20 protein-coding genes and 1 pseudogene are annotated in these 23,077 nt (G+C 37.3%); 16 read left to right on the top strand and 5 right to left on the bottom strand.

The window, feature by feature from the left end:
- Positions 1-26: 26 nt before the first annotated feature.
- The 5 genes and pseudogenes from QM406_RS06805 to QM406_RS06785 all read left to right on the top strand — a co-directional run bounded on the left by QM406_RS06805 (position 27) and on the right by QM406_RS06785 (position 5,299).
- Positions 27-398 carry a PTS glucitol/sorbitol transporter subunit IIA gene (locus tag QM406_RS06805; RefSeq protein ID WP_033585537.1) on the top strand — a complete coding sequence of 124 codons (372 nt, stop codon included), beginning with the start codon at positions 27-29 and terminating at the stop codon, positions 396-398.
- Positions 399-594: 196 nt separating this feature from the next.
- A pseudogene (pgi, locus tag QM406_RS06800) lies at positions 595-1,071 on the top strand (glucose-6-phosphate isomerase); the annotation flags it as partial.
- Between the two features lie 131 nt (positions 1,072-1,202).
- Positions 1,203-2,663, top strand: coding sequence for a glutamate--tRNA ligase (gltX, locus tag QM406_RS06795; protein ID WP_414273779.1), 1,461 nt, complete (start codon positions 1,203-1,205; stop codon positions 2,661-2,663).
- Between the two features lie 582 nt (positions 2,664-3,245).
- The gene (locus QM406_RS06790) at positions 3,246-4,460 is read left to right on the top strand and encodes a pyridoxal phosphate-dependent aminotransferase (protein ID WP_414271208.1); all 1,215 of its coding nucleotides are present in this window, start codon (positions 3,246-3,248) and stop codon (positions 4,458-4,460) included.
- A gap of 254 nt (positions 4,461-4,714) precedes the next feature.
- The gene (locus QM406_RS06785; RefSeq protein ID WP_414273778.1) at positions 4,715-5,299 is read left to right on the top strand and encodes a DUF2625 family protein; all 585 of its coding nucleotides are present in this window, start codon (positions 4,715-4,717) and stop codon (positions 5,297-5,299) included.
- 622 nt (positions 5,300-5,921) lie between these two features.
- Here the strand turns inward: QM406_RS06785 and QM406_RS06780 are convergent.
- Positions 5,922-6,071 carry a hypothetical protein gene (locus QM406_RS06780; RefSeq protein ID WP_414273777.1) on the bottom strand — a complete coding sequence of 50 codons (150 nt, stop codon included), beginning with the start codon at positions 6,069-6,071 and terminating at the stop codon, positions 5,922-5,924.
- A 332-nt stretch (positions 6,072-6,403) separates the two neighbouring features.
- On the opposite strand from QM406_RS06780, the gene QM406_RS06775 reads away from it, so the two are divergent.
- From QM406_RS06775 to QM406_RS06740, 8 genes are all read left to right on the top strand, one after another.
- A complete protein-coding gene (locus tag QM406_RS06775) occupies positions 6,404-7,018 on the top strand; it encodes a YesL family protein (RefSeq protein ID WP_248034802.1) in 615 nt (204 codons plus the stop codon).
- On the top strand, positions 6,996-8,669 hold the full coding sequence (locus tag QM406_RS06770; RefSeq protein WP_414273776.1) for a sensor histidine kinase: 1,674 nt from the start codon (positions 6,996-6,998) through the stop codon (positions 8,667-8,669). The genes QM406_RS06775 and QM406_RS06770 overlap by 23 nt, the downstream gene beginning before the upstream one ends.
- Positions 8,670-8,671: 2 nt before the next feature.
- Positions 8,672-9,958: a response regulator gene (locus QM406_RS06765; protein WP_414273775.1), complete on the top strand. Its 1,287-nt coding sequence runs from the start codon at positions 8,672-8,674 to the stop codon at positions 9,956-9,958.
- 61 nt (positions 9,959-10,019) lie between these two features.
- A complete protein-coding gene (locus QM406_RS06760; RefSeq protein WP_414273774.1) occupies positions 10,020-10,553 on the top strand; it encodes an ABC transporter permease in 534 nt (177 codons plus the stop codon).
- Positions 10,554-10,624: 71 nt separating this feature from the next.
- On the top strand, positions 10,625-11,089 hold the full coding sequence (nrdI, locus tag QM406_RS06755; protein WP_414273773.1) for a class Ib ribonucleoside-diphosphate reductase assembly flavoprotein NrdI: 465 nt from the start codon (positions 10,625-10,627) through the stop codon (positions 11,087-11,089).
- Between the two features lie 18 nt (positions 11,090-11,107).
- On the top strand, positions 11,108-11,977 hold the full coding sequence (locus QM406_RS06750; protein WP_414273772.1) for an Rgg/GadR/MutR family transcriptional regulator: 870 nt from the start codon (positions 11,108-11,110) through the stop codon (positions 11,975-11,977).
- Positions 11,978-12,323: 346 nt separating this feature from the next.
- Entirely contained in the window at positions 12,324-14,264 is a 1,941-nt protein-coding gene (locus QM406_RS06745) for a kinase (protein ID WP_281335511.1), read from the top strand.
- The gene (locus QM406_RS06740; protein WP_281335510.1) at positions 14,261-15,493 is read left to right on the top strand and encodes a transporter; all 1,233 of its coding nucleotides are present in this window, start codon (positions 14,261-14,263) and stop codon (positions 15,491-15,493) included. The genes QM406_RS06745 and QM406_RS06740 overlap by 4 nt, the downstream gene beginning before the upstream one ends.
- Before the next feature lie 373 nt (positions 15,494-15,866).
- Here the strand turns inward: QM406_RS06740 and QM406_RS06735 are convergent, their stop codons facing one another.
- Complete coding sequence (locus QM406_RS06735) at positions 15,867-16,115, bottom strand: MarR family transcriptional regulator (RefSeq protein WP_414273771.1); 249 nt, start codon at positions 16,113-16,115, stop codon at positions 15,867-15,869.
- Between the two features lie 399 nt (positions 16,116-16,514).
- Positions 16,515-18,206 (bottom strand): arginine--tRNA ligase, encoded by a 1,692-nt coding sequence (argS, locus tag QM406_RS06730; protein ID WP_414273770.1) that lies wholly within the window; start codon positions 18,204-18,206, stop codon positions 16,515-16,517.
- A 143-nt stretch (positions 18,207-18,349) separates the two neighbouring features.
- Between argS and argR the strand changes: the two genes are divergently transcribed.
- Complete coding sequence (gene argR, locus QM406_RS06725) at positions 18,350-18,796, top strand: arginine repressor (protein WP_075229751.1); 447 nt, start codon at positions 18,350-18,352, stop codon at positions 18,794-18,796.
- Positions 18,797-18,843: 47 nt separating this feature from the next.
- A complete protein-coding gene (gene mutS, locus QM406_RS06720; protein WP_414273769.1) occupies positions 18,844-21,375 on the top strand; it encodes a DNA mismatch repair protein MutS in 2,532 nt (843 codons plus the stop codon).
- Positions 21,376-21,415: 40 nt separating this feature from the next.
- Here mutS and QM406_RS06715 read toward each other — a convergent pair whose 3' ends face one another.
- Together QM406_RS06715 and QM406_RS06710 are read right to left on the bottom strand one after the other, a co-directional pair.
- Positions 21,416-21,874: a DUF3021 domain-containing protein gene (locus QM406_RS06715; protein WP_248034808.1), complete on the bottom strand. Its 459-nt coding sequence runs from the start codon at positions 21,872-21,874 to the stop codon at positions 21,416-21,418.
- Positions 21,871-22,311 carry a LytTR family DNA-binding domain-containing protein gene (locus tag QM406_RS06710; protein WP_248034809.1) on the bottom strand — a complete coding sequence of 147 codons (441 nt, stop codon included), beginning with the start codon at positions 22,309-22,311 and terminating at the stop codon, positions 21,871-21,873. Before QM406_RS06710 ends, QM406_RS06715 begins: the two co-directional genes overlap by 4 nt.
- 343 nt (positions 22,312-22,654) lie before the next feature.
- Between QM406_RS06710 and rpsL the strand changes: the two genes are divergently transcribed.
- Entirely contained in the window at positions 22,655-23,071 is a 417-nt protein-coding gene (rpsL, locus tag QM406_RS06705) for a 30S ribosomal protein S12 (protein WP_001142333.1), read from the top strand.
- Positions 23,072-23,077 lie beyond the last annotated feature (6 nt).

Here is a 23,077-nt window from a genome sequence, read left to right as displayed (position 1 = left end):
TTAGAGAAAGTATGAATAGAAATCAGATGAAGAAAATTTTTGAAACTAAAGTAATTCAAGTAGGGTCTGAAGCTCAGAATATGATTCAAGATGCCAATATGCTCATTTTATTTGGAGAAGAAGCACCGGAAGATTTATCAGAGTATTGTTTTAAGATTGATAATAAAAATCTGCTAGGTTCAATACTAGAAGGTGGCAAGCTGGTGGTAGATAATCAGGAATATTCGATTAGTTCCGTAGGAAATGTAGTAGAAAAAAATTTAACTGGACTGGGACATATCACGATTTCTTTTGATGGTTCAAAAGAGGGGAGCCTTCCTGGTACACTCCATGTTGTAGCAGATCAAGCGGTAGTAATTGATAAAGATTCTACCATTCAGATTTTTGAAACTGCTTAACCATAATAAAATTTCAAATCAAGCAATTTAGAAAAATAAAAGTCTAAAAAATTGATTCAGAGCCTGGACAAAAAGTCCAGGCTTCTGGGTCTAAATTAGAAAAAATAGATGACGCAGTGGTTGATTGGCAAGTCAATCAAACTAGCCAGTCAGTGCAAGGGAATTTCCAGCAAATGCATCCACAAGGGGTGCTTGAACAGAAGGGAAAGACCAAAAAGGTATCTACCCAACTTCAGCTAACTTCTCAACAGACCTACACTCTCTGGGACAATTTATCCAGGAAGGTACCCGTATCCTCTTTGAAACAGTTATCCGTGTAGATAAACCTCGCAAAAATGTGCTGATTCCTGAATTGGCAGAAGACTTGGACGGTCTTGGCTACCTTCAAGGAAAAGACGTTGACTTCGTTAACAAAAAAGCAACTGACGGTGTTCTTCTTGCCCACACTGACGGTGACGTACCAAACATGTACGTAACTCTTCCTGAGCAAGATGCCTTCACTCTTGGATACACTATCTACTTCTTCGAATTGGCTATCGCCCTTTCAGGTTACTTGAATGCCATCAACCCATTTGACCAACCAGGTGTTGAAGCTTACAAACGTAACATGTTTGCCCTTCTTGGTAAACCAGGATTTGAAGAATTGAGCAAAGAACTCAACGCTCGTCTATAATAGAGCCTGAAAAGAGTGGTTTTACCACTCTTTTTGCTTTTTCTCGAAAAGAGAAATTGGACTCTGGCACGACTTGTGATATAATATAGAGAGCAAAAAGGCAGACGCCTAGAGACTATATAGGAGAAGATATGTCAAAAGATATTCGTGTGCGTTATGCACCAAGTCCAACAGGACTACTACACATCGGAAATGCCCGTACAGCATTGTTTAACTACTTGTATGCACGCCACCATGGTGGAACTTTTATCATCCGTATCGAAGATACTGATCGTAAGCGTCACGTTGAAGACGGAGAACGTTCACAGCTTGAAAACCTTCGTTGGTTGGGCATGGATTGGGATGAAAGTCCAGAGACTCATGAAAACTACCGCCAATCAGAGCGTTTGGAACTCTATCAAAAATATATCGACCAATTGCTTGCTGAAGGGAAAGCCTACAAATCTTACGTCACTGAAGAAGAGTTGGCAGCTGAACGTGAACGCCAAGAAGCAGCTGGTGAAACACCTCGTTACATTAACGAATACCTTGGTATGAGCGAAGAAGAAAAAGTAGCTTACGTTGCAGAACGTGAAGCAGCAGGTATCATCCCGACTGTTCGTTTAGCAGTTAATGAAGCTGGCATTTACAAGTGGCATGACATGGTCAAAGGTGATATCGAGTTTGAAGGTGGCAATATCGGTGGTGACTGGGTTATCCAAAAGAAAGACGGTTACCCAACTTACAACTTTGCTGTTGTTATCGATGACCACGATATGCAAATCTCTCATGTAATCCGTGGAGATGACCATATTGCTAATACACCAAAACAGCTCATGGTTTATGAAGCACTTGGTTGGGAAGCTCCAGAGTTCGGTCACATGACCTTGATTATCAACTCTGAAACGGGTAAAAAACTTTCAAAACGTGATACTAACACTCTTCAATTTATCGAAGATTACCGTAAGAAGGGCTACCTTCCAGAAGCAGTCTTTAACTTTATCGCTCTTCTTGGCTGGAACCCTGGCGGGGAAGACGAAATCTTCTCTCGTGAAGAACTCATCAAGCTCTTTGATGAAAACCGTCTTAGCAAGTCTCCAGCAGCCTTCGACCAGAAGAAACTTGATTGGATGAGCAATGATTATATCAAGAATGCGGACCTTGAGACTATTTTTGAAATGGCAAAACCATTCCTTGAAGAAGCAGGACGTTTGACAGACAAGGCTAAAAAATTGGTGGAACTCTACAAACCACAAATGAAGTCAGTTGACGAAATCGTTCCATTGACAGACCTTTTCTTCTCAGACTTCCCAGAATTGACAGAAGCTGAGCGAGAAGTTATGGCTGGTGAAACTGTTCCGACTGTACTTGAGGCCTTTAAGGCAAAACTTGAAGCTATGTCAGACGATGAGTTTGTGGTAGAAAATATCTTCCCACAAATCAAAGCAGTCCAAAAAGAAACAGGTATCAAAGGGAAGAATCTCTTCATGCCAATCCGTATCGCTGTTTCAGGTGAGATGCATGGTCCTGAATTGCCAGATACCATCTACTTGCTTGGACGTGAAAAATCAATCCAACATATTGAAAAAATGTTGGCAGAGATTGCAAAATAAGCTAAGTTTCGACTACTTTTAATTATAGTAATTGTAGGACTTAGTTCAGAGAGAATCAGATGGTTCTCTCTTTTTTGTTGCAAAGGTAGAATCATATTCAATTAAATGTTTAGGTGGCGCTTTAAAAAAGAGTTCCTTTTATATGTACTTATTTGAAAATGCAAAAGTTTTAGTGTATAATATTAAGTGACAGGGCAGGGGAAAGAAGTCAGTGATATGGTAAAATTCTTTACAAACAGACTCGAATTAGCCCAGACATCGTCTATGTTGTTTGTTGAGTCGACTTATTTTTTCTTTGCGTTTTGCTGGACACAGGAAGAAATTCATGAGTTCATGCAACTATCACCCATAACGATGCCTTCGTTTTCGATTCGAAGTTTATATGCGAGACTTTAGATTTAGACGTATATCTTACTAGAGGTGCATATTTTTCTCTTTCTTCTCCCAAAAATAGAAAGAAATCGACCTTGCTCTGTTCACCTTGCGTTAAGCAAGGTTTTTTTGTGGAATAGTACTAGGCGATTTACGATTTTTCTATCAAGTGGTATAATATTAACTATCCTGATGAATTGAGGAACTCAAATGAAAGAATTTAACAAATCAATCAAATTAGAGCATGTGGCTTACGACATCCGTGGTCCAGTTCTTGAGGAAGCCATGCGCATGCGCGCAAATGGAGAAAAAATCCTTCGCTTGAATACAGGAAACCCAGCTGAGTTTGGCTTTACAGCACCAGATGAGGTCATCCATGATTTGATTATGAATGCGCGTGATAGTGAAGGTTATTCGGACTCAAAAGGGATCTTTTCAGCCCGTAAAGCAATTATGCAATATTGCCAACTGAAAAACTTCCCAAATGTAGGTATCGATGATATCTATCTTGGAAATGGGGTTAGTGAGCTAATCGTTATGTCTATGCAAGGGCTTTTGGATAACGGCGATGAAGTCTTGGTTCCTATGCCTGACTACCCACTTTGGACAGCTGCAGTTAGCTTGGCTGGAGGAAATGCCGTTCACTACGTCTGTGATGAAGAAGCTGAATGGTATCCAGACCTAGATGACATTAAGTCTAAGATTAGTTCAAATACTAAGGCTATCGTTTTGATCAATCCAAATAATCCAACGGGAGCCCTCTATCCTAAAGAACTCTTACTAGATATCATTGAGATTGCTCGTCAAAATGACTTGATTATCTTTGCGGATGAAATTTACGACCGTATGGTTATGGACGGTAATGTCCACACACCAGTAGCAAGTTTGGCTCCAGACCTTTTCTGTGTCAGCATGAATGGTCTGTCTAAATCTCACCGCATCGCTGGTTTCCGTGTAGGTTGGATGGTCTTGTCTGGTCCTAAGAAGCATGTCAAAGGCTATATCGAAGGGCTTAATATGCTCTCAAATATGCGTCTCTGCTCTAACGTACTAGCACAACAGGTTGTTCAAACTTCACTCGGTGGTCACCAATCGGTGGATGAACTACTATTGCCAGGTGGTCGTATCTATGAGCAAAGAAACTTTATTTATAATGCCATTCAGGAAATCCCAGGATTGTCCGCGGTTAAACCTAAAGCGGGTCTTTATATCTTCCCTAAAATTGATCGCAATATGTACCGTATTGACGATGATGAACAGTTTGTCCTTGATTTCTTGAAGCAAGAGAAGGTACTTTTGGTGCACGGACGAGGATTTAACTGGAGAGAACCAGATCACTTCCGTATCGTTTATCTACCACGTGTAGATGAGTTAGCCCAAATCCAAGAAAAGATGACCCGTTTCTTGAAACAGTATCGTAGATAAGAACGATCTAGGTTTCGAGTACAATCAGCAAATTTTTATCTCAGAGAAATCAAATGTTTTGATGATTTTAACATTGTTTCTCTGAGTTTTTTCATGTTTTTAAAAAATGTATTGATTATCTGCAATATCCTGAGAAGTTTGAATTTGTTGATTTAGATAATGAAGTATCTGCGATTGAGCTTCTTTAATGTTGTGCATATAAATAAAAATGAAGCAAGAGTGAAAAATTGAATGGGATAGGGTAGACGAATAAAATGTTAACTACGAAAAAGATTATTGCGGAATTTGAGGAAAGTTCTAATGATATTAAATTCCTTGAATTTAACAAAAAACTAACGGATAGTATAGAAAGACCACAAGAACTGAAGTTTATCTTAGAACATTTTTCTTATGTAACTGTGAATGGTTATTTAAAAATCTTGGGGAATGATTTAGAGAATGGCTTCAGCTACTGTAATGAATTGTTTTCAAAATGTTATAATTCGAATCGTTGTTTGATAGCTTATGATATCTTGGGTGGTCTATTTGCAATAAATATTGAAAAATTAAATGCAATAGAATATTTCGCTCCCGATACATTAGAATGGGAGGATTTGGAGATAGATTATAAGGACTTTTTATATTGGGTGACGACAAATCAGTTAGACACATTTTATCAAGAGCTGATAGTATCAGATTTGTTCACATTAGATTTATCGCTTGAAGCAAATGAAGTTGTTTTGACCTATCCTTTTATTTGGTCAATGGAATATACTCCATCAGATGCAGTTAGAAAAATAATCCCTTTTAAAGAATTGTTAGAAATGAATGCTGATTTTTATAGACAGTTAAGGATGTGATAAATAAAGGGTACAATGCATGAAAAAGATATTTGAAATTAGTACATACAGTAAAATAGTATTAAATGGGAAATAATCATTAATGTAAACTGTTATTATTAAAGGCTTCCAAAGAAAAAAGCTTTTTTGTATAAATGTGTATTACGAATGTGTGACTGATAGACAAACATTAAAATATATGATAAACAAAAATAGAAAAAAATTAAAAAGAGAATCCTTATATCAGTAATTTCATCAGTGGGCCTCACATATTGCTTGACAAAAGAAAAAGGCAAATAGTGTAGATAACAAATCTCACAATGAAATAAGGTCGGGCAAAAAGTCTTTAAAATAAAAGAAAAGCATATTATTAGATGTTTAAAAACCTTGATTTAACGCGATTATTGAATTTTAAAATTTCGATGTATTGCAATAAAAATTAACCAAAAAACTACATTCTTTGTGAAATAAATTAGATGTTCGGATATATAGAGAAACGCTCTAGACACAATATGACTAGAGCGTTTTTATCTTGTTTTGAAATTACATATCAATTTTATCAACTTGTCATTTATTTGATCAATGTACATTTGGCAGAAAAAAAGAATACAGGACGAACAAATTCCTGTACTCTTAAAATAACTTAGAATAGAAATGATAATGCTGCGACTGCTGCTATTATAGTGCAAATTATTTTTCCAATTTTTGCATGTTGTTTGAACAATTTATCAGAGAAAAGACTCAATCCAAGCACAATAAAAAACAAAGTAGTTCTTAAAATAAAAATAGTCATGGTCCATACTCCTTTCGTTATTTTGTTAATCCAGTAAATAAGTTGAATCGTAATTATTTAATCTGCAAATATGTTTATCTTTTCCGAAAACTCCTTTGGTCATTGATCGGTATCTCTATCTATCTTTATTATAGCACAAATATCCTTATTAAACAATTATATTTATCCTTTATAAACTAACATTTGGCCATTTGACAAGGATGGATACTTGCTCCGAACTTGCTTCTAAAAAGTAGCAAGTTCAACTCTCACTACCTTTTCTTTCCTCTTCTTTTTTGAGAGCGCTTGAAATATGTTATAATAGTTCTAGATTATTTTTTTGGAGGCAAACCGTGGGAAATTTTATTGAGCTAGTCTTTCATCGTTTCTTTTTGGGGATGATTGCAACGGCTTATTTTTGGTTATTGACACTAGCAGGAGGTGTGATTTTTGGTATAGCACCAGCTAGTGCGACTATCATGAGTTTATTTGCAGAACATGGCTATTCTTACCGTGCCTATGGTTTTAAAGAGGCTTGGACTCTTTACAAGAGTAATTTTATTAAAAGCAATCTCAGTTTCTACACCTTTATGGGACTTGACTTGATCTTGATTTATGGTTTGTATCTCATGATCCAATTGCCGCATCAGACCATTATCCATTTGGCAGCAACCTTTCTAAATATCTTTTTGGTAGCCTTGGTCTTTTTGGCTTATACAGTTTCTCTAAAATTACAAGTTTATTTTGACTTATCCTATCAAAATACCTTAAAGCTTGCCTTTATCGGAATTTTTATGAGCTTGTCAGCAGTGGCTAAAGTTCTTCTTGGTAGCGTCTTGTTAGCCATTATTGGGTTTTATATGCCAGCCCTCATTATTTTTGTAGGGATTGGTATGTGGCACTTCTTTATTAGTGATTTATTGGAGCCTATTTATGAAAGCATTCATGAAAAATTGGCGTCCAAATAGAATGAAACAATTTTGGCTTCATTCACTCCTTCGAACCTATACTTGGGTGATGATTGTCATCATTGCTAGTTTTGCCCTGTTGATTTCCTATGTGAACTGGGATAGTCGAGAAAAAGAAGCAAGACAGGTTTCCCAGCGGGTCTTGACTCGGACAGTGAGTGAGGTTGAGTATTACTATCGAGAATCAGCGCGTTCAGCCCAAAGTTTAGTAGATAATCAAGCGCGAATCGAGGGAATTTATAAGTATTTTAGCCTTACTACACCAGATTATTTCTACTGGCAACTGGAGCGTAAAGCATCGCCCTATATTTCTGTATCCATTTATGAAAATATCGATGACCTTTATGTGCGCAATGGTTTTGTAACGGGTGTAGCCATTGTCTTGCAAGACTCGACAGAAGTTTATGTTTCGAAGAGGGACAATCGTAGTGGTTACAAGGTTTCTGCAGATGCTTTCAAGCCAGATGCTAATAGTTTCGCCATTCCTGTATCCGATCCAGTATCGGATCAAGCTATTGGTGTTATTTATGTCTCTGTATCTTCCGATGTTTTTTATAAGGCTATTGACAATACCAGAGGAACTATTCCCATCGCTGTGAGCATCACCTCTCCTTTTGAAACGGATATGTTTCACCTAGGTGAAAAACGTGATCGAGAGGAGTGGTTGCAAGATGAGACTGTTCATGGATATCAGGTGCAGGTTGCAGTTCCGAGGGATTATGTCCTTAGTGGTAGTATCTCTAGTTCGATTTTTATTCTTGCTTTGAGTCTCCTCTTTATCGTTATTTTATATGTAACCTTGAAAAAAACATTTTCGAAGTATCAAACGCAGGTTGTTGATCTAGTGGAAACTATCCATGATATTGCGCAAGGGGAACAAGGTAAAAGAATTGATCTCACGAAAAAAGACCAGGAATTGCTTGTAATCGCTGAGACAACAAATGATATGTTGGATCGATTGGAGAGAAATATCCATGATATTTATCAACTTGAACTGAGTCAAAAAGATGCCAATATGCGCGCCCTACAAGCTCAGATAAATCCACATTTTATGTACAATACTCTGGAGTTTCTGCGGATGTACGCGGTCATGGAAAACCAAAATGAACTAGCGGATATTATCTACGAATTCAGTAGTCTCCTGCGCAACAACATCTCTGACGAACGAGAAACAACATTAAAGCAAGAAGTGGAATTTTGTCGGAAGTATAGCTATCTCTGTATGGTGCGTTATCCAAAATCCATTGCTTATGGATTTAAGATTGACCCTGGATTGGAAGAAATGCGCATTCCAAAATTCACCCTCCAACCCTTGGTGGAGAATTATTTTGCCCACGGAGTTGATCATCGACGTACAGATAATGTGATTAGTATCAAGGCCTTGAAAAAAGAAGGATATGTCGAAATCTTGGTAACCGATAATGGGCGTGGAATGCTTGCTGATAAGCTAGCAGAGATCCAGGATAAATTAGCTCAAAGAACCTTCGAACATACGGTGGATTATAGTGGGAAACGCCAGTCCATTGGGATTGTCAATGTGCATGAGCGCTTTGTACTCTACTTTGGCGACCGCTATGACATCAGTGTAGAATCAGTTAAACAAGAAGGTGTTCGCTATCGAATTACCATTCAAAATGAAGAGAAAGGATAAAGATGTATAAAGTACTTTTAGTTGACGATGAGTACATGATTACAGAAGGACTCAAACGTTTGATTCCTTTTGACAAATGGGATATGGAAGTCGTTGCAACAGCCAATCATGCTGACGACGCTCTGGACTACGTTCGAGAACATCCAGTAGATATTGTCATTTCTGATGTCAATATGCCTGACAAGACAGGGCTTGAGATGATTGGGGAGATGAAGGAGTTGTTGTCAAATGCTTACTATATCCTCCTTTCAGGCTATCAAGAATTTGACTATGTCAAAAAAGCCATGAATCTCAATGTCGTTGATTATCTGGTCAAACCAGTCGATAAGGTTGAGCTTGAACGCTTGCTTGAAAAGATTGCCAGTCAGCTTGGTGAAAAATCTCATGAGCCAGAAATATTGAGTCAGCAACTAGATGAAGAAGCATTCAAGACTCATCTCAGCCAAAAAGAAAATTGGTGGATCGGGCTTTCCAAGGAAAAACAAGGGGATTTTGTTATTCCCTACTATGTTCTAGGTCAGGACTGGCAAATCGTCCTTGCAGATCAGGAATTTGAGGGTTTGCTAGTCATGCCTTTTGAAGCTCCTTATCAAATCAACTTTGAAAAGTGGAAGCGTGATGTTGAAAAGACTCTCTTTTATGGTTCGGTCAATTTAGATCAGTCTGAAAGTCTCTTTTCTTACTACGAACCTATCTATCGGGTGATTATTCAAGGAAATCTCCAGCAAATTATTGATGAATTGACCTTGCTTGAGAAGATTGTCTTAGAAAATACACCGAGAGTATCTATCACAAAGCAGCTCTTTACCCAGTTTGTCATGGATGTCTTCCATCTTTTTGAACATCTGAAGGCAGATGACATGACAGATATTGTCAAAAACATCCATGCCATTACAACTTTTGAGGACTTAGTCGCTTATACCAAGAAAACCTTGACTTCCTTCTTTGGCCAATACCGCATGAATGAAAATGTAGTTAGTGTGCTCGAGGTCATTGGTAGAGACTACAAAAAAGAGCTTTCTCTCAAGGATATCAGTAAGGACCTCTTTATCAATCCCGTTTATTTGGGTCAACTAATCAAGAAGGAAACCAATTCCACCTTTGCAGAGCTTCTCAATAAGCAACGCATCAAGGCTGCCCAGCAACTCTTGTTATCCACCAATGATAGTATTGAGGACATTTGCTATACGGTTGGTTACAGTAATGTTGGTTATTTCTATAAGGTTTTTCGAAAGCTGTGTGGGAAGTCTCCTAAAGCCTACCGTAAACAGGTGGAAACGAACTTGTAACAGTTGTTCTCCTTCGTAAAATATGCTATAATAATTAAAAAATTATGAGGAGGTTACTTTTATGAAAAAGAAACCAATCTATCTTTGGGTATTGCTGATTTTATCAGCCTTACTCTCAGCAATGTCACTATTTGGAATCATATCTCCAGTACCTACTGCGGAGAGTATGAGCAATCTAGAAACATCAGCATCAGGTGTTAATGCTACTTATGCTAAGGAGCTCGTTGATTACACCATTAAGGTATCGGAGCATGGTCATTCTGTCTTCAGCATTCTCTTGGTTGTCTTATCTGTTATTCTAGTTGTTGTAGCTTTGGTTTTCCTTATTCGTAAAAACATCCAATTGGCTAACTACACTTATCTTGCTTATGTCTTCGTTGCCATCGTTGGTTCTATCTACAACTTTATCGGCGTTCAGGATGCGGTTTCACTTTTTACAGATCCTAACATCCGTATGGGAGTGGAGCTTGGTGCCAAAGGTTCTGCTATTTTTGGGATTGTACTCAATATTATCTTCCTAGCAATCGTCTTCTATAAAATGTGGCGTCAGCAAAAAGAATTAACAGAAGCTCAAGAAGAGGAAGAACTTGCCTAAGAGTTGACAAAGCATAACTATCAAGATACAATCTTGGTAGTTATTTTTTATGATTCAAAAAGGAGGAGAAAATGAAAAAAATTTCCTTAGTCTATATCAGTCTGAGCGGAAATACGGAGAGTTTCGTAACACGATTGAAGGCTTACCTATTAGAACAGTATGGGAACATTGAAGTGGAAAAGATCCATATTAAAGATTTGGTCAAGGAGGGGGAAAATTTCTTTGAGATGTCCAATCCATATGTGGCTTTCCTACCGACTTATCTAGAAGGTGGCAATGGTGTTGACAATGGAGATGTGGAGATTTTGACCACTCCAGTAGGTGATTTTATCGCCTATGGAGACAATGCCAGCAAGTGTTTTGGTGTCGTAGGATCAGGCAATCGTAATTTTAACAACCAATACTGTTTGACGGCTAAACAATACAGCCAGCGCTTTGGTTTCCCTGTTCTAGCTGACTTTGAGATGCGTGGAATGCTGGGAGATATTAAAAAGGTTGCAGGGATTATTGCGGACTTGTATGAGTTAGATAGTTAAGAAGTGTGAGGAGTCAATATGCAAAATATGGGAGAGATTTTTAAAGAGTTACGAAAGAGTCGGAATATATCCTTACAAGAGGCGACGGGAGGAGAGTTTACTTATTCCATGTTGAGCAAATTTGAACGAGGGGAGGCTGATTTATCATCTGTGAAATTAATTACTGCTTTAGATCATATTCATTCTGATTTGAATGAATTTATGTATTTGGTACGTGGTTTTGCTCAGAAAAAGAATTTGACTTTTACAGAAAATCTTTGGAACACATATGAAAAAGAAGGTCTTGCTTCTCTTCAAGCATTGTACGAAAGGACATCTAAAAAGTATGCCTCAAGTGCTGAAAAAAGCTATCTTTTACAAATGATTCGTATCAAAAGTGTTCTGGTATTTTTTGATTTAGAAGCAACAGCAACTGATGAAGAGTTGGATTTTCTTTATGACTATTTTTTTACTATTGATATTTGGGGAAATTACGAATTAGAACTATTTTCAACCATTTCTACCTTGTTTCCTCTTCCGCTCTATTTTAAATATGCTAGGGAGATGCTACAAAAAACAGATTTATTAGGTTCTTTACCGGATAATAAAGTTAGTATTGATACGATTTTAATTAATGGACTATTTAAAGCAGTAGAGGAAAAAGATAAGTTAAAGGCAGATTATTTCATCTTTCAGATTGAAAAGCGAGATTTACCAGAGCAAGAAGCCTATCTTAAAATTATTTATATGATTGCCAAAGGTTATTACGATACTATTTTTACATTATCGGATAAAGGGGGTGTAAGAATTAAGAGAGGTATTGAGATTTTGAAGGATTTAGAATACGTAGATGGTGCGACATACTATGAAAACTACTTTTTAAATCAATTTTCATGCAAGGAGTTGTAATATATTCTTATGGTGTTAGCTGACAAAAAATAAATTCGATTCTTAATGTTGCATATTTAATAGTTTCTAGAATATAATTTATCTATTTTGAAGAAAAATATATTACAAAAAAGTGGGGACTCCCGCTTTTTTTGTTATACTTGATTCATAAAATAAAGGAGGTAACAGAAATGACAAAATTTGCAATGATTGCATCAACACATGCAGAACCAGTCAAAGAATTTGTAGCAACATACAAGTGCACAGTTCATAAAGGATAATGAACTAAGGTATAGATTGGTAGTGTTTTATAAGGAGTATGGACTTGTATATCATACTCCTTTATCTATTTGTAAAAAGGTGAACTATGGATAGAACGGATTTTACATATTGTAATGAAAATTTATATGAATTGGAAGAGTTTGGTTTTAAAATTCATATTTCTGCCACTATAAATAATTATAAACAAGTATTTGATGTAGTTAGTGAGTTGTTAGAGCAAGAAGGAGCTATGTACAAGTATTTGTCTGACTTTAATAAAATTTATAAAAATTTTTCTGAAACTGAATCATTGGCGGAATCAGGGAAGTTTATAACAATTTATCCAAGGAATAGAGAGAATTGTATAAAGTTACTTGAAAAGATTTATCAAAAATTACCTTGTAATTTACAAGGCATTTATATACTAAGCGATAGAAACTATAAAAATTCTAATAATATTTTCTACAGATTTGGATGCAACATAGTTAATGAAAATAATTTAATTGATGGTTTTCCAACTATGTATGGACCAGATGGTGAAATTTGGCAAGATTATCAAAAAGTCTATTTTGATTTACCTAAATGGATTGAAGATATTCAAGAGCCTCAGAGATTTATAGATACGTATATGTCTGATAATTATGAAATAAATTCTATTCTAAAAAGTAGCAATGGTGGTAATATTTATTTGGCTAATCAAAAGGAATCTACTGAGAGAGTCATTATAAAGGAATGTCGAAACCATATATTGTCCCATGAGAATATAGAAAGAAGAAAATTAAGAGAAAAAGAGTGGATTATATCTAGTAAATTTATTAAATACAGTCCTAAGCCATTGGAAAAAATTAATGAGTGGACAAATGGATATTTTATATATGAATTCATAGATGGAGTTGCATTAAAAGATTTTGTAGATGATTATAATTTATATTCCTACTCTAAAAACGACATCACTAAAAATTATTTTAAATTTCTTACTCTTTTAAAAATTTTCGAAAAACTAATAGAATTAGTCGGATACTTTCATCAAGAAAATATTGTTTTGAATGATATTCATCCAGACAATATTATAATTACAAATATGTTGGAACTATACTTTGTTGACTTAGAAAATTCTTATTTATCAAATGAGAGTCCATTAGTAGGAATCTACAACGATATCTGTCTAGAAAAATGGAATTATATAGAAGGTAAAAAAGCAGATTGTTATAAAATCGCAAATTTGATATTATTTTTACTAGGTAGATTACAGTTAAAAGGAGAAAGAGACTCTAAAATTGATAACATCAAAGAATTACTGCTTCAAAAAGGTATTGATACTAATATAGATATTCTGATAAAATATTTATTCAGTGATGAACCAGATATATTTACTTCTAAAAAAATATTTTCAAATATATATGTTAGAAAAAATAAAGAAAAAAAAATTGATGCTTGGATAAATACTGAATTATTGCCACTAAGCAATCAAGAATTTTTTAATCTATTAGAATCAAGAGTAATCTTCTCTGTAACTACAAATACAACATCTGCTGAAATATTAACCTTATTTAATAACTTTCGTGATTTTGGATTAGAAGGTTTATCTGGTTTTTTAATTTTCTTACATAATATTTCTTTTGATAAAAAAATTATAAACAAAGGTGTTGAGATTGTACTATCAAATACGTTAGATATAGACGGTAAAAAATTTTTAAAAAATTCTTCAACAACGGCCTCTCCGTATTTATTGGATGGAACATCGGGTATTATTCGAATGTTACTATACATCGATCCATTTGAGTACAAGGATATTATTTTGGATTTGAGTTCGAGCTTGTTGGTTGAATATGCTCAGTTTTCTGGATATTGGGGAGGGATGATTGGCCTTGCAGATACTTTATTAGCAGTTTGTAAATATTTTCCTAATGATGATTTTATTTTAATAGCAAAAGAACTACTAATAAGTGGGTTTATTCTGCAAAGGGTTGCGCTCCGAAATTTAGAAGAATCTCCTCAAATCATAAATATGTATAAAATTTTAAACTATAGGAGCGATCTGTTATGAGACTATTTTTAAAACATCATCTATTTAGAATACTTACTTTATCAAGGTTTTTAAGTTCAAGTGGAGCATATATTTATAATTTGGTGTTTGTCGTCTATGCTGCTAGTTTGCCATTTAAAAGTCTAGCTGTATTTGTGGCAAATATGATTACGATTTTGCCATTCTTATTTACTTTTTATGTGGGAATTAAGGCTGATCAGACTCAAAATAAAGCAAGGATGATTATTTGGGTTGGATGCTTGCAAAGTATTTTATTTCTCTTGATTGCGATAGTAATTCGTGATTCTAATTTTTTTACTTTTGCCTTTATTTGTTTAATGAATATATGTTCAGATGTCTTATCAGATTATACAGCGGGATTACGTATGCCGATTATTCAGTATAATATTTCAGAAGATAAACTCTATGAAGCCTACTCCTTTACTCAATTTGTATCTTATTTATCAAATCTAGGAGGTCAAGCTCTGGGGGTATGGATACTCACTACAAGTCAACAAAATTTTTCTTTAGTTGCAATTGTGAACTCAGGTTTCTTTCTGTTATCTTCTCTGATTTTGTTAAAAAATAGAAAAGAACTGACACATTTGTCTATAACTGTGGAGACTCAACCAATTAATTTAGTCCAACAAATGAAAACAATCTATGCAGATATGGACTATGTGTTTAGAAAAAAGGAAAGTAAATCCTTATTCAAAATTGTACTTGTTATTCTAATTATGAACACTTTAGGAGGTGCTATTGGAGGTATTTATCATTTTTACTTATTAGACCATGATATCTATCATCTCAGTTATGCCCAAGCTCTTTTTTTGATTGAAGGTGTCAGCTTAGGGGGAGCTATTATTGGAAGTTTAACTCCTAATGATTATTTTGGGAAATTATCTTTTTCAAATTTGTTATCCCTTAATGCTCTCCTATTTGTATTACTTGCTATTGCCAATATTTTAGATTTTCCTCCTCTGGTCGGTATTATTTGCTTAGCCTTTGTTATGTATTTTATGTCGAAATCAATGCCTAAATTAGATACTCTGTTACTGTCTAATTTGAGTTCAGACGTATTAGCTAGAAGTAATAACTTCTTGAGTATGATTTTTTCCTTAACATTACCTTTTGGAATGTCTCTATTTTCCTTTTTAGCTTTACAAGATATCAGGATTTGCTGGTGGGTATTTATAGCTGGTAGTGTGATAGGTCTGATTTTGTCATTGGAGACCAATCGAAATGAGTAAACTACAGAGATCATTTTTAAAGTATATAAAACGAAAACCAAGCTTCAAGGATATTATGCTATGCAGTGCTTTGCTACTCTTAGAGTTCGCTCTGTTGCAGTTCTCCAAGAAATTTCTTGATGAAAGTTTGTCAGCATACGGAACCATGGCATCACTAGGGATTGTTATACTGGTGGGAATCTTAGTTCTCAGGAAAAAATGAGAGTGGGACAGAAATCGGTAATTCGTTAGAATTCGATTTCGTCGTCCCACCTCCGCACAGTTGAGTAGGGCTGTAAAAGCTGATGAAATCAGCGTAGTAAAGCTCACTCAACCACTGCGTCTTGCTCGACTATCCAAAGACAATTGAGAGGCTAGGACTTTTGTCCTAGCCTCATTTTCTGATGTCTTCCACAATTTCCTTTGAAATCATAATTCCCAAACGATATCCCTTATTGATGTAGTCGATGACATCGTTGATGTTTTCTGTTGTTTTAATTTTTTCCTTGATAGTAGCTCGAAAAGTTTCATCCTTTAAAAGCTGTTCTTGTAGAAGGCCTTGTAGTTTTTCCTTTTCGTATTTGTTAATGAGAAAAAGAATGACAAGACTGATGACAACTAAAATATAAGCATATTGGCTCATAAAGTCTCTCCCTCTGTGATAAAGAAGTTAATAACAAGAGAAAAGCGAAAAAGATTTTTCGCTTTTCAAGTAATGACACTATAAAATCAGGCAGACGATAGCATAGCTAAAAAAGTGGTTGTTCTGCCCCTGACTCTAGTACCAAACCAAGATCCGTAATCTAAACAAATCGATGTTATTTTTTTAGATGAATTAGTGAAGCGCCTAGCCGAATCCCTTATAGGATTTGGCGTTAGTTACTTAGATTGCTTTACAATAAAGTGATTAAAAGTCTACGACATGAGCCTAACCAAATCGATATTATTTGGTTAGGTGAATTAGTGAAGCGTTTAGGCAATTCGCCATATAGCGATTGCCGTCAAGAGACTAGGAACTTTAGTTCCAGTCTCTTGTAACGATTTACATCTTCTCCGGCGCCTCAACACCGAGCAGACGAAGTGCTTCTTTGAGGACAACTGCAGTTGCATAGCTAAGGGCTAAACGACTGTCGCGTTCTGGACTTTCATCCAAGATACGAGTGTGAGCGTAATATTTGTTAAAGGCTTGCGCTAAGCTAATTGCAAATTTAGCAATGATAGAAGGTTCAAAGTTATCCGCCGCACGGTTGATAATACGTGGGAAATCTTGGATGAGTTTAATAATTTCCCAACTTTCAGCGTCGTTCAAGCTATAGTTGGCGGCTGTTTCTGGTTTGAAATCGGCTTTGCGCAAGATAGATTGGATACGAGCATAGGCGTATTGAACATAAGGACCAGTCTCGCCTTCAAAGGATACCATGGCTTCAAGGTCGAAGTCGTATCCATTTGTACGGTCAGTTTTAAGGTCATAGAATTTAATGGCTCCAACTCCAACAGCATGAGCAACCTGGTCTTTATTTTCAAGTTCAGGATTTTTGGCTTCGATTTGGGCTTTGGCACGACTGACAGCCTCTGCAACTGTAGGCTCTAGCAAGATGACATTCCCTTTACGAGTAGAGAGCTTCTTCCCTTCTTTTGTAACCAAACCAAAAGGAACGTGAGTAATGTCGTCACTCCAGTCGTAGCCCATTTCTTGCAAGACAGCTTTGAGCTGTTTAAAGTGGGCAGATTGCTCTTGACCAACGACGTAGATAGATTTGGCGAATTGGTATTCGTTTTTACGGTAAAGAGCTGCAGCCAAGTCACGTGTGATGTAAAGAGTTGCACCATCAGATTTCTTGATAAGAGCTGGGTGTTCAATTCCATATTTTTCAAGATTCACAACTTGGGCTCCTTCTGACTCAACAAGAAGTCCTTTTTCAGAAAGGATGTCTACAACTGCATCCATCTTGTCATTGTAAAAGGCTTCCCCGTTGTAGCTGTCGAATTCAACCTTCAATTCATTGTAAAGGCGGTTAAATTCCACCAAACTTTCATCACGGAACCATTGCCAAAGTGCGAGAGCTTCCTCGTCTCCATTTTCCAGTTTACGGAACCATTCGCGTGCTTCTTCATCCAAACTTGGGTCATTTTCAGCTTCAGCATTGATACGAACGTAGAGTTTAAGAAGTTCATCAATTGGATGAGCTTTTACAGCCTCTTCGTCGCCCCATTTTTTGTAGGCAACAATCAGCATTCCAAACTGTTTACCCCAATCTCCCAAATGGTTGACCTTGACTGTTTGATAACCGATTTTTTGGAAAATATGTGACAAGCTATCTCCGATAACAGTTGAGCGTAGGTGGCCAATAGAAAATGGTTTAGCGATATTGGGACTAGACATGTCGATAACAACATTTTCTTGTTTGCCAATAGTTTGGTCAGCATAGTGTTCTTTTTCAGTGATAACAGCTTGCAATACTTGAGCAGAAATGGCAGATTTATCAAGGAAAAAGTTGACGTAAGGTCCTGTTGCAACAACCTTTTCAAAGGCTTGGCTGTTAATTTTTTCAGCCAGTTCAGCCGCAATCATTTGAGGTGCTTTACGTTCGACTTTTGCAAGTGAAAAAGCAGGGAAAGCAATGTCTCCCATTTCTGAGTTTTTAGGGGTTTCCAGTAAATTTAAAATAGCCTCTTGATCCAGACTGTCAATGACGCTAGCCAATTCGCTAGCGATCAATTGTTTTGTATTCATTATAAACTCCTTTGGACTTTTCTTCTATTTTATCACAATTTTGAGGAATGATAAGAATTTTTTTTGAAATATTCAGTTTTTTTGGTATAATGTTCTTATTAAATAGTTGTAAAATGTTATAAATATTCACTAGAGAGGATGTTATGAGAAAAAGAGAACGTCATCAGTTGATCAAGCAGATGATCACTGAGGAGAAGTTAGGAACTCAAAAGGAGATTCAAGATCGTTTGGAAGCACGCAATGTTTTTGTGACACAAACGACCTTGTCGCGTGACCTTCGTGAACTTGGCTTGACCAAGGTTAAGAAAAATGATATGGTCTACTACGTACTAGCAAATGAGACAGAGAAGATTGATCTGGTTGAATTTTTATCCCATCATTTAGAAGGCGTGGCAAGAGCTGAGTTTACCTTAGTTCTTCACACTAAACTGGGTGAAGCCGCGGTTTTAGCCAATGTTGTCGATGCCAACAAGGATGAATGGATTTTAGGGACAGTTGCGGGTGCTAATACCCTCTTGGTGATTTGCCGAGATCAGCATGTTGCTAAACTCATGGAAGATCGTTTGTTAGATTTGATGAAGGATAGATAAGGTCTTGGGAGTCTCTCTCAAGACTATTTTTAACAAGGAGAGAATGGATGATGACAGAAAAATTATCACCTGGCATGCAACAGTATGTGGATATAAAAAAACAATATCCAGATGCTTTTTTGCTCTTTCGTATGGGTGATTTTTATGAGTTATTTTATGAAGATGCAGTCAATGCTGCTCAGATACTAGAAATTTCACTAACCAGTCGCAATAAAAATGCTGACAATCCTATTCCTATGGCTGGAGTTCCCTATCACTCTGCCCAACAGTATATCGATGTCCTAGTTGAGCGTGGCTACAAGGTTGCCATCGCTGAACAGATGGAAGATCCTAAGCAGGCGGTAGGAGTTGTTAAGCGTGAGGTTGTCCAGGTGATTACACCTGGTACAGTCGTCGATAGTAGTAAACCCGATAGCCAAAACAACTTTTTGGTGGCTATCGACCGTGACGGTCAGCAATTTGGTTTGGCCTATATGGATCTGGTGACGGGTGATTTTTATGTGACAGGTTTATTAGATTTTACCCTGGTCTGTGGTGAAATCCGAAATCTTAAGGCAAGAGAAGTTGTCATCGGCTATGCCTTAACTGAAGAGGAAGAACAGATTCTCAGACGTCAAATGAATTTGGTACTTTCCTATGAGCAAGAATCATTTGAAGACATCCATCTACTGGATCCACGTTTGGTACCTGTTGAACAGGCTGCTAGCAGTAAGCTTCTCCAGTATGTCCATCGGACTCAGATGAGAGAGTTGAATCACTTAAAACCTGTTATTCGTTATGAAATTAAAGATTTCTTGCAGATGGATTTTGCGACCAAGGCTAGTTTAGATCTAGTAGAAAATGCTCGTTCTGGCAAGAAACAAGGGAGTCTTTTCTGGTTGTTAGATGAAACCAAGACTGCTATGGGGATGCGACTCCTACGTTCTTGGATCCACCGTCCCTTGATTGACAAGGATCGTATCCTTGAACGTCAGGAGGTTGTACAGGTCTTTCTGGATTATTTCTTTGAGCGTAGTGATTTGACAGAAAGCCTCAAGGGAGTCTACGATATCGAGCGTCTAGCCAGTCGAGTCTCTTTTGGGAAAAGCAATCCTAAGGACCTTTTGCAATTAGCGACTACCTTGGCCAGTGTTCCAAGGATTCGCGCAATTTTAGAAGGAATGGAGCAACCAGCGCTTGCCTATCTGATTGAACAACTAGATGCTATTCCTGAGTTGGAAAGTCTTATTAGCGCAGCTATTGCTCCAGAGGCTCCTCATGTAATTACAGAAGGTGGCATTATTCGGACGGGCTTTGATGAAACCTTGGACAAGTATCGTCGGGTGCTTAGAGAAGGAACTAGCTGGATTGCTGAAATTGAAGCCAAGGAAAGAGAAAGTTCTGGCATCAGCACGCTCAAGATTGATTACAATAAAAAGGATGGCTACTATTTCCATGTGACCAACTCGCAGCTCGGTAATGTTCCAGCCCACTTTTTCCGTAAGGCTACGCTAAAAAACTCTGAACGTTTTGGGACAGAGGAGTTGGCTCGTATCGAGGGAGAAATGTTAGAGGCGCGTGAAAAATCAGCCAACCTAGAGTACGAAATTTTTATGCGGATCCGTGAGGAGGTTAGCAAGTATATCCAGCGTTTGCAGGTTCTAGCCCAAGGAATTGCGACGGTTGATGTTTTGCAAAGTCTGGCGGTTGTAGCTGAAACCCAGCATTTGATTCGACCTGAGTTCGGTGACGACTCACAAATCGATATCCAGAAAGGGCGTCATGCTGTTGTTGAAAAGGTCATGGGAGCCCAAACCTATATTCCCAACAGCATCCAAATGGATGAAGATACTAGCATCCAACTGATTACAGGGCCTAACATGAGCGGGAAGTCAACCTATATGCGCCAATTAGCAATGACAGCGGTCATGGCTCAGATGGGTTCTTATGTACCGGCAGAACGTGCTCACTTGCCTATCTTTGATGCGATTTTTACCCGTATCGGTGCAGCAGATGACTTGGTGTCAGGTCAGTCAACCTTTATGGTCGAGATGATGGAAGCCAATAATGCCATTGCACATGCGACTGAGAATTCTCTCATTCTCTTTGATGAGCTTGGACGCGGAACGGCAACTTATGATGGCATGGCCTTGGCCCAAGCGATTATCGAGTATATCCATGAACATATCGGAGCCAAGACTCTCTTTGCGACTCATTACCATGAATTGACTAGTTTGGAGACTAGTCTGGGACATCTGGTTAACGTTCACGTGGCTACGCTTGAGCAAAATGGACAGGTTACCTTCCTTCACAAGATCGAAGCCGGACCAGCTGATAAATCATACGGTATTCACGTAGCTAAGATTGCAGGTTTGCCAGCAGACTTACTAGCAAGGGCAGATGCGATTTTAACTCAACTAGAAAGCCAAGGTCAGGAAAGTCCAATTCCTACCAAACAAAATACTGTCAATGAGCAGATGTCTCTCTTTGATGAAAAAGAGGAAAATCCAATCCTGACAGAATTGGCGAATCTAGATGTTTACAATATAACACCTATGCAAGCTCTGAATCTCTTGTTAGAGCTGAAGCAAAAATTATAAGTCAAAACCCACTCAGTCCTGTGAGTGGGTTTCTTGTATATTAGTGTTTTTGAGCCAATAGTTGATTGATGTGTGCAACCTTTTTGGATTCTCTCTTGTAGAGAATAACCCAGATGATGAGGTAGACGATTGCAAACTCTGGGATGAGCTGAAGGATGAAAGTCCAGTGAAGCGGGAACCAGCCTGCTAGGATTGCTAGAGGGACAAAACCAAGCAACATAAGGAAGAAGTGAGTGACAGTAGCTCGAAGGAGACTCCAGTCTTGAGCAAAGAGACGACCGCCAAAACTAAAGAGGACTCCAATCGCTGCCCAGATAAGCAGACAGTAAAGTAAGACGAGTGATCCATGCACCTGATGTTGGGTCATGAATTGACCGATCAAAGAGTTGGGGCTTAGAGGTGCGTAGTTACTTGGTGAGTGGATAAACGAAAAGATAATAGATAGGATGAGGCCGATGAGGATACCAGTTGTGGCATCGTGAAATACTTGTTTTTTCATAGTTCTAATTTCTCCTTAATAGCTTTGAGGTAACGGCGAGATGAGTAGGTGAAACTGTCATTTTTTAGATAGATTTCAATCAAGCCGTTAGAGGTTAGTTTTAGATGACTAATAGCATCAATGTTGACAATTTCCGATTGGGAAATTTGGATAAAGGAAGCAGGTAGAATTTCACTTGCTTGGTAAAGACGGATGTCGAGAGCGTAGGTTCGACTATCAGTTTCAGCCAAAACTTTACGATTTTCAATGTAAATTCGCTGGATCTTGCTAATCTGAATCAAGTAGACCTGGTCTTGAAATTTTCCTTTGATGGTCTCCTTTTGATCCAGAGATTGGACAAAGTCCTGAACTTTTTGAACTCGAGTGGACAAGGTTGGCGCTTCGATTATGATTTGTTCTTCAGTATGTTGTGCATCAATGTTAAGTCTGACTTTCATAATTTCTCCTTTATAAAGTTGTAATAGAGATCTCTTGATTACAAATCTATTAAACACCATTTTGTCGACAAATACAAGAAGGTTTGTCTATGTGGTCGGTTGAAGAGCCTATCTGGTAGGTGACCGTTTTCATAGAATTTTTAGAGTAAAGAAGTCAAAAAATAAGAAGAAATATATTGACAAAAATAGAAAAAACGTGGTACAATAATAGACGGTACTTTTTACTTTTGGTCTCTCAAGAGTGTACAGGGACGTGCTGACAAATGTTGCAAAAGTACACACAGATGATAGCTGTCACCAAGTGTATCATCACCAAAAATAAAAAAAACACAGGAGAATGTAGATGCCTACAATTAACCAATTGGTTCGCAAACCGCGTAAATCAAAAGTAGAAAAATCTAAATCACCAGCTTTGAACGTTGGTTACAACAGTCATAAAAAAGTTCAAACAAACGTTTCTTCACCACAAAAACGTGGTGTTGCAACTCGTGTTGGAACAATGACACCTAAAAAACCTAACTCTGCCCTTCGTAAATTTGCTCGTGTACGTTTGAGCAACCTTATCGAAGTTACTGCCTACATCCCAGGTATCGGACACAACTTGCAAGAGCACAGCGTGGTGCTTCTTCGCGGTGGACGTGTAAAAGACCTTCCAGGGGTACGTTACCATATCGTCCGTGGTGCACTTGATACTGCAGGTGTTAACGATCGTAAACAAGGCCGTTCTAAATACGGTACTAAACGTCCGAAAAAAGCATAAGGAAAG

The organism is Streptococcus infantis (genome assembly GCF_047465035.1).
GTDB classification, from domain to species: domain Bacteria; phylum Bacillota; class Bacilli; order Lactobacillales; family Streptococcaceae; genus Streptococcus; species Streptococcus infantis_T.
This window is presented reverse-complemented; position numbering and strand designations above follow the sequence as displayed.

Excerpts from the sequence above, each read along its gene's own strand:
- QM406_RS06735 (WP_414273771.1), bottom strand. The coding sequence starts at position 16,115 with ATGAGCCAATATGCTTATATTTTAGTTGTCATCAGTCTTGTCATTCTT.
- argR (WP_075229751.1), top strand. The coding sequence starts at position 18,350 with ATGAGAAAAAGAGAACGTCATCAGTTGATCAAGCAGATGATCACTGAG.
- QM406_RS06710 (WP_248034809.1), bottom strand. The coding sequence starts at position 22,311 with ATGAAAGTCAGACTTAACATTGATGCACAACATACTGAAGAACAAATC.
- mutS (WP_414273769.1), top strand. The coding sequence starts at position 18,844 with ATGATGACAGAAAAATTATCACCTGGCATGCAACAGTATGTGGATATA.
- QM406_RS06770 (WP_414273776.1), top strand. The coding sequence starts at position 6,996 with ATGAAAAATTGGCGTCCAAATAGAATGAAACAATTTTGGCTTCATTCA.
- QM406_RS06790 (WP_414271208.1), top strand. The coding sequence starts at position 3,246 with ATGAAAGAATTTAACAAATCAATCAAATTAGAGCATGTGGCTTACGAC.
- argS (WP_414273770.1), bottom strand. The coding sequence starts at position 18,206 with ATGAATACAAAACAATTGATCGCTAGCGAATTGGCTAGCGTCATTGAC.
- QM406_RS06715 (WP_248034808.1), bottom strand. The coding sequence starts at position 21,874 with ATGAAAAAACAAGTATTTCACGATGCCACAACTGGTATCCTCATCGGC.
- QM406_RS06805 (WP_033585537.1), top strand. The coding sequence starts at position 27 with ATGAAGAAAATTTTTGAAACTAAAGTAATTCAAGTAGGGTCTGAAGCT.
- gltX (WP_414273779.1), top strand. The coding sequence starts at position 1,203 with ATGTCAAAAGATATTCGTGTGCGTTATGCACCAAGTCCAACAGGACTA.
- QM406_RS06760 (WP_414273774.1), top strand. The coding sequence starts at position 10,020 with ATGAAAAAGAAACCAATCTATCTTTGGGTATTGCTGATTTTATCAGCC.
- QM406_RS06780 (WP_414273777.1), bottom strand. The coding sequence starts at position 6,071 with ATGACTATTTTTATTTTAAGAACTACTTTGTTTTTTATTGTGCTTGGA.
- rpsL (WP_001142333.1), top strand. The coding sequence starts at position 22,655 with ATGCCTACAATTAACCAATTGGTTCGCAAACCGCGTAAATCAAAAGTA.
- QM406_RS06765 (WP_414273775.1), top strand. The coding sequence starts at position 8,672 with ATGTATAAAGTACTTTTAGTTGACGATGAGTACATGATTACAGAAGGA.
- QM406_RS06750 (WP_414273772.1), top strand. The coding sequence starts at position 11,108 with ATGCAAAATATGGGAGAGATTTTTAAAGAGTTACGAAAGAGTCGGAAT.
- QM406_RS06740 (WP_281335510.1), top strand. The coding sequence starts at position 14,261 with ATGAGACTATTTTTAAAACATCATCTATTTAGAATACTTACTTTATCA.
- QM406_RS06785 (WP_414273778.1), top strand. The coding sequence starts at position 4,715 with ATGTTAACTACGAAAAAGATTATTGCGGAATTTGAGGAAAGTTCTAAT.
- nrdI (WP_414273773.1), top strand. The coding sequence starts at position 10,625 with ATGAAAAAAATTTCCTTAGTCTATATCAGTCTGAGCGGAAATACGGAG.
- QM406_RS06745 (WP_281335511.1), top strand. The coding sequence starts at position 12,324 with ATGGATAGAACGGATTTTACATATTGTAATGAAAATTTATATGAATTG.